Source organism: Actinomycetota bacterium (genome assembly GCA_018830725.1).
In the GTDB taxonomy this organism is placed as follows: domain Bacteria; phylum Actinomycetota; class Humimicrobiia; order JAHJRV01; family JAHJRV01; genus JAHJRV01.
The window spans coordinates 1-6,881 of the sequence record JAHJRV010000060.1 but is presented as its reverse complement, the minus strand read 5'-3'; the positions used below and the strand labels follow the sequence as shown (position 1 = coordinate 6,881).

The 6,881-nt window shown below is 29.2% G+C and carries 5 protein-coding genes and 1 tRNA gene; all 6 read right to left on the bottom strand.

Annotation, left to right across the window (positions count from 1 at the left end; all coding sequences use genetic code 11):
* On the bottom strand, window positions 1-2,441 hold a 2,441-nt coding region (locus KKC53_02985), incomplete at its 3' end, for a ComEC/Rec2 family competence protein (protein ID MBU2598129.1).
* A 20-nt stretch (window positions 2,442-2,461) separates the two neighbouring features.
* Window positions 2,462-3,211 (bottom strand): helix-hairpin-helix domain-containing protein, encoded by a 750-nt coding sequence (locus KKC53_02980; protein MBU2598128.1) that lies wholly within the window; start codon window positions 3,209-3,211, stop codon window positions 2,462-2,464.
* Window positions 3,202-3,471 carry a DUF559 domain-containing protein gene (locus KKC53_02975; GenBank protein MBU2598127.1) on the bottom strand — a complete coding sequence of 90 codons (270 nt, stop codon included), beginning with the start codon at window positions 3,469-3,471 and terminating at the stop codon, window positions 3,202-3,204. The genes KKC53_02980 and KKC53_02975 overlap by 10 nt, the downstream gene beginning before the upstream one ends.
* A 696-nt stretch (window positions 3,472-4,167) precedes the next feature.
* The gene (gene leuS, locus KKC53_02970) at window positions 4,168-6,630 is read right to left on the bottom strand and encodes a leucine--tRNA ligase (protein ID MBU2598126.1); all 2,463 of its coding nucleotides are present in this window, start codon (window positions 6,628-6,630) and stop codon (window positions 4,168-4,170) included.
* Window positions 6,631-6,651: 21 nt separating this feature from the next.
* A tRNA-Ala gene (locus KKC53_02965) sits at window positions 6,652-6,726 on the bottom strand.
* A 49-nt stretch (window positions 6,727-6,775) separates the two neighbouring features.
* The coding region (locus tag KKC53_02960) for an RsfS/YbeB/iojap family protein (GenBank protein ID MBU2598125.1) at window positions 6,776-6,881 on the bottom strand (106 nt) is incomplete at its 5' end.

Here is a 6,881-nt window from a genome sequence, read left to right as displayed (position 1 = left end):
TATTTATTATTTAATCCAACTGATATTATAGCTATCTTAGGTGAGACAGCTCTTAAAAATTGGTAAAAATTAGCATCTTTACTTCCCTGATGTGGTACTTTTAAGATATCAGCTTTTATTAAATAGTTGTTAATATCATTATATACATCATTATTTATTGATATATCTTTTAAACTATTTGATTTATTCATTGATAGATTTTTTAAACTACTTGATTTGCTTATGGATGTATTTTTTAAATCATCTAATTTATTCATTGATAGATTTTTCAAGCTACTTAATATCTCTCTTTGAGCCTGAATTTCAATGTCTCCAGTAAAAAGTATCTTTTTATTCTCATATTCTAATAAAAGAACTAATGATTGATTATTTATATTCTCTTTTAGATAGATAACATCACCAGGTTCTGGCCAGATTGGAATTAAATTCAACTTAGAAGATATTCTCAGAATATTTTTTGACTTTACAATAATTAGAGGTATCTGTTTAGTATTAATTATTTCTAAGAATAGATCATGTTTTTCAATAGTAGATTGGTCGCTTTCAGAAAGATCTAAGTTACCCATTAAAACTGAATTAATCGGAATCTCATTTAATACCTCTATTAATCCACCTATATGATCTGAATGTGGATGAGATAGAATAACTAAATCTAATTTTTTAACACCTCTTAGATAAAGTTTTTTTACAATATCTTTACCTTCAGGACCCCCATCTATAAGAATATTAATTCCTTCCGGCGTTCTAATTAAACAGGCATCACCATTACCCACATTAAAAAAAGTAAGAGATAGATTCTTTGGTGGAAGGTATAAAAAAACCTGGTAAGCAAATACAAGTACTGTTAAAAAAATTATTAAATATATTATAAACTTCTTATTGAATTTTTTATTTATATTATTTTTTGTTAAGAAACTAACTGTAAATAATAGAAATAGATAATACAAAAATACAAAATGGATAGAAAATTTTGAAAAATATAACTGACCATATGGAATATTAGAACAGACTTTACTTATAAAAAATAGATAACCTGTTGCCTTGTCTAAAACCCATAAAAAGGGATAGATCATTTTTTCAAACAACAAAGAGAGCCAAGCACAGATCATACCCAAGCTCATTATCAAGGTTGATACAGGAAGAGCTAAGAAATTACTTAATATTGAAACTATTGAGAATCGCTTAAAATGATAAAGGGTGATGGGAGCTATAGTGAGAAGCACTGAAAATGTAATCGAGAAGGTATTAGTTAGAAAATTTGATTTATTGCCAAGGAGTTCATCAATTATAGGTGAAATCAAAAGAATTCCAGCAACAGATAGAAAAGAAAGCTGAAAACCTATATCATATATTGAGAATGGATCATGTAGAGTAATTAATAACCCTGATGTTAAAAGAAGAGCTACTGAATCCCTTTTTCTTCCCAAAATTAATGCCAGCATTGTTAGTATTGTAATGATTGAGGCTCTTATAATTGATGCTTCATAACCAACAAGATAAGTATAAGATAGAATAATCACTATTATTATAAGAATTTTTTTGAAAAATGAGAGTCTAATGAGCTTTGAGATAAACATTATAGAAGAAGCAATGACTACCATGTTAGCACCTGAAATTGCCAATATGTGGAGTAAACCCGATTTAGTAAAGTGATCAGTTGTTTCTGGTAAGATTTCACTCCTGTCACCCAAAATTGTACCAATTAAGAAAGGAGCGTATTTATGATTCATATACTTTTTAAAAATTGCTTTAGCCTTATCAGTTATATACTTTCTAATCCTGGATAAAAGAGGTGTTGAAGTCCTTAGAATTTTATTGGTATTTGTTATGAGTTTTGTTTGAATCCTTTTATTATATAAATACTTTTCCCATGAAAATTTTATAGAATCTTTTATTTCAATTTTATTTAATTTTCCCAAGACAGTAATCCCCTGACCTAAAAATATAGTGTCTTCTAAATCATTTTTTGAATTTGATTTTTTTAAAACTTTGCTAATTTCATTTAGATTATTTTCATGCTTATTAAAAAAGATTGATACCTGAGTTCTTTCATTTACTTTCCACTTATTTCCTTCAAATTCTAAATATTTAACATCCAAAAAGAATGACACAGAATTTTTAAAAAACATTGGTCTTGAACAAACAGTTCCCTCTAATGTAACATCCAAATTCCTCTCTGAAAATTTCAATAAAATACTATTTGACATTCTATTTATAACCAGAGTAACTACTAAAATTCCAATTAGGAAAAATACTGTTACTATCAGATATTTAATAAATTTTGTCCTATATACGCTATAAGAAATAAGTATTAATAAAAAAATTGTGAGGATAGTTAGAAGTGATGATAGGGAGAATTTATAATTAAAACCTATTATTATTCCTATTAAATAAGAAGGTGTGATCCAATATATCCATGCTTGTAGGTTCTTCTTTCTCAAATCAAAACCCTTAAAAAATATTATATTTGTACTTTATCCTTTATCTCTTCAAATTTAGAGGGTCCTATTCCTTTTACATTCAATAGTTGTTCAATGCTTTTAAATCTTCCAATATTTTTACGATAATCAATTATCCTTTGAGCCAATGTGGGTCCTATTCCCGATAATTTCTGCAAGGTTGCTGAATCTGCATTATTTATATTTATTTTTTGATTTAACATTGAGTCTGAATAAAAACTATCTGATGAAACAACCTCTCCTTTCTTTGGAACATATATTCTCGCCTCATCAGATAATATTTGAGCCAAGTTTAAAAGATGAATATCTGCTTCTTCTGTAGAACCACCAGCTTTTTGAATAGCATCATAAATTCTTTGTCCATTCTGAAGATAATATACTCCTGGATATTTAACTTCACCACAAACATGAACAACAATTTTTAAATTATCTAATCTATCACCATCATTTTCACCTGAAAAATTATTATCATATTTATTTTCTTCACTTCCATTATTTTCAATCTCATTTTGGTTTTTATAAATTGATGATAGATTTTGATTATTCTGACTGTTATCTATTGGGACAAGTAGTTTTGGTTTTGAATTAAAATACAAATAAACACCTGTAATAATCATAACTATTGCCAAAAAAATCACAGCCAAAATCTGCCATTTCTCATATGTCAAGTTTTTAAAATTATAAAATTTTGATTTTGCTGCATCCTTTACTATATCTAAGTAGTAATTTGCTTTTTTCTTAATTAATTCCATAATATTAATTCCTGTTCTCTGAACCATTTGTCTCTTTTATTATCTTTCTCTTTCTTTGTTGCATGTTGTCCACCGTCTACCTCCATTATTATTTTCTTTTCAAAACAGACAAAATCAACTATATAGTTACCAATTGTTTGTTGTCTCCTGAACTTAAGTCCATCTAACTGTTTTGCTCGTAAATATCTCCATAAAAGATTCTCTGCTTTCGTTGAATTCCTCCTGAGATTTTTGGCTATATTGGTAAATTTGGAATTCATGTATTAAACAATTTATATTTAATACCCCTCTCCCTTCCCTCTCCCACAAGGGGAGAGGGGTTATGATTAATTTTCCAATCTAATTAAATTTTAGTTTCCACTTATTAAATTTTAATTTACACTCATTAAATCTTAGTGTTCATTGATTAAATTTTAATTTCCACTGATTAAACTATAATCTCTACTTCTGTAAAATTTTTGTTTTCACTGATTAAGTTTTAGTTTCTACTCTGATGAAATTTAGGATTCTACTTTAATTAAATCTAAGATTCTCTTTTAAAGGAATTTCTGCATTAAATATTGAGTATTTTTTGACCGATTTCTATTTACTATTTTTTGCATTGATAATTCTGATTAACTAAATTATAGCATATATGTATATTTATGTAAATATATAAAATAATTATTAACAATAACGCTTTAGGAAAAATAACAGAAATATTTATGAATACTTGGTTATTTTTTGGATTTTAGAATGTTCAGTCTTTTTTTGGATTTTAGAAAAATTGGTTGTTTTTTGGATTTTAGAAAATGTTTAGTGTATTAAAAGGAAGGTGAAGAAGATTAATATATTTCTAAGGGTTCTAATGCCTGGATTTATGATAAATTATTAAATTTATTAATACTTTTTAAAACAAAATTAGTGAGTTAAGAATTTATAATTACTTAGCTACTATACATTTATAGACTTTATAATTACTTAACTACTATATTTATTAGTTTATTTGGAACCGTTACAAATTTTATTATCTTTTTATTTTTTATAAATTTTTGTGCATTTGGTGATTTTAATGCTATTTCTTTTATTTCTTCTTCTGATATTGAAATTGGTACTTCTACTTTATCTCTTAATTTACCATTTACCTGAATAATCAGTGTGAACTTTTCCTCAAAAACTAATTTTTCATCCCACTCTGGCCAGGGTTGCATATGAATACTGCCCTTATGGCCTGTTATTTCCCAGAGTTCTTCAGCCATAAAAGGAGCAATAGGTGCTAGTAGAATCATCAATGTATCTATTGCCTTAAGCCAAACTTCTTCAGAAATATTTTTATCCAATCTACTATATAAATAATTAACATACTCCATTAAAGCTGCAACAGCTGTATTAAATTTGAACTTTTCAAAATCCATTGTTACTTTTTTAATAGTTTTGTGTATCATTTTTTGTAATTCTTTACTAATATCCTCATTGTCAACTGATGGTTTCTGTATAAATATTAATGGTCTTTCTTTAAGTATTAATCTCCAAACTCTCTTTAAAAACTTAAAGACACCATTTATTCCTCTATCATTCCATATAGCATCTTGCTCAAAAGGTCCTAAGAATAGCTCGTAGGTTCTTAATGCATCTGCACCATATTCTTCAACAACTTCATCAGGAGTTATTACATTTCCTTTTGATTTTGACATCAATCTCCCATCTGGAGCATGCATCATACCCTGATTTAACAACCTACTAAATGGTTCATGAAAATTAATTATATTTGCATCATACATCACTTTTGTCCAGAATCTTGCATATAGTAGATGCATTACTGCATGCTCTGCTCCACCAACATATAAATCAACTGGCATCCAATACTTTATTTTATCCGGCTCAAAAGGACCATTAATATAATGTGGACTTGTGAATCTTAAGAAATACCAGGAAGAGCATGCAAATCCTCCCATTGTGTCTGTCTCACGTTTTGCAGGTTTTTTACATTCAGGACAAACTGTGTTAACAAATTCAGAAACTTTGGCTAATGGAGATTCACCAGTTTTAGTTGGTTGATATTTATCAATATCGGGGAGAAGAACAGGCAAATCCTCTTCAGGAACTGGAACAGTACCACAATCATCACAATATATAATAGGAATTGGTGCACCCCAATAACGCTGTCTTGAAATTAACCAATCCCGCATTCTATAATTTATTTTTCTTTTACCTATACCTTCTCTTTCTAAGTAATCACATATTTTATTAATTCCATCTTTAGAATGGAAGTTATTATACTCCTCTGAGTTTGTCATAACTCCCTCACCAGTATATGCTTCTTCTAAAGGTTTACCATCCCAATCAGGTGGAGATATTACAACTCTAATTGGTAGGTTATATTTTTTGGCAAATTCAAAGTCTCTCTCATCATGTGCTGGAACAGCCATTATTGCTCCTGTTCCATATGTCATAGATACATAGTCAGCAATATATATTGGAATCTTGTTATTATTCATTAGATTAATAGCATATGCACCAATAAAAACTCCCTCTTTTTCTTTCTCAAGAGAAATTCTTTGAATCTCCGATTTTTGATAAGCAGCTTTCCTGTAAGCGTCAACTCTATCTCTAAATTCCGAAGTTGTTAATTCATAAACTAATGGGTGCTCTGGTGCTAAAACTACAAATGTCATTCCATAGATTGTGTCCGGTCTTGTAGTAAAGACAGATATAGTTTTTTCACTGTTCTTTATTTTTAAATCAAACTCTATTCCTTCACTTCTCCCTACCCAATTTTTTTGCATTAAAACTATTTTTTCAGGCCAATCAATAGTCTCTAAATCTGTTAAAAGATCATCAGCATATGCTATAATTTTGAAAAACCATTGCATCAGATCTCTTTTTATGACTTTACCGTTACATCTCCAACATTTACCATCTTCTACCTCTTCATTTGCCAAAACAGTAAGACATTCTGGACACCAATTAACTGGTGCTTTTGCACGGTAAGCTAAGCCTCTCTTATATAGAAGCAGGAAAAACCATTGTGTCCATTTGTAATAATCGGGATGACTTGAGTTAATTTCCCTTTCCCAATCATAAGATGCACCAATTAGATTCAGTTGTCTTTTATAATTTGCAGTGTATTTTGCAGTTGTTATCTTTGGGTGAATTCCTTTACTTATGGCTTCCTGTTCAGCAGGCTGTCCAAATGCATCCCACCCCATCGGGTGAAGCACATTAAATCCGCACATTCTCTTAAATCTTGAAAAGACATCAGTAGGAATATAATTTTTGCAATGTCCAACTGATAATCCATCTCCGGATGGATAAGGAAAAAAATCCAAACAGTAATATTTTGGCTTTTCTTTCGTCTCCTCTGTCTTATAGAGTTTATTTTCTTGCCAGATTTTTCGCCATTTTTCTTCTATCTCTCGAGGATTATATTTTTCCATAATACTAACCTATTAAAAAAATAATGGTGGAGATGATGGGACTTGAACCCACGACCTCTTCCCTGCCAGAGAAGCGCTCTTCCACTGAGCTACATCCCCACTTTTATTCATACTTATGTTATTATCAAAAATCTGTTTCAAATATATATTAACTATCCCATTCAATAATAGCAGCATCTCTCCAGAGTCGTTCTAACTTGTAGTATTCTCTTGATTTTATATTAAATATATGAACTACAAAATCAAAATAATCT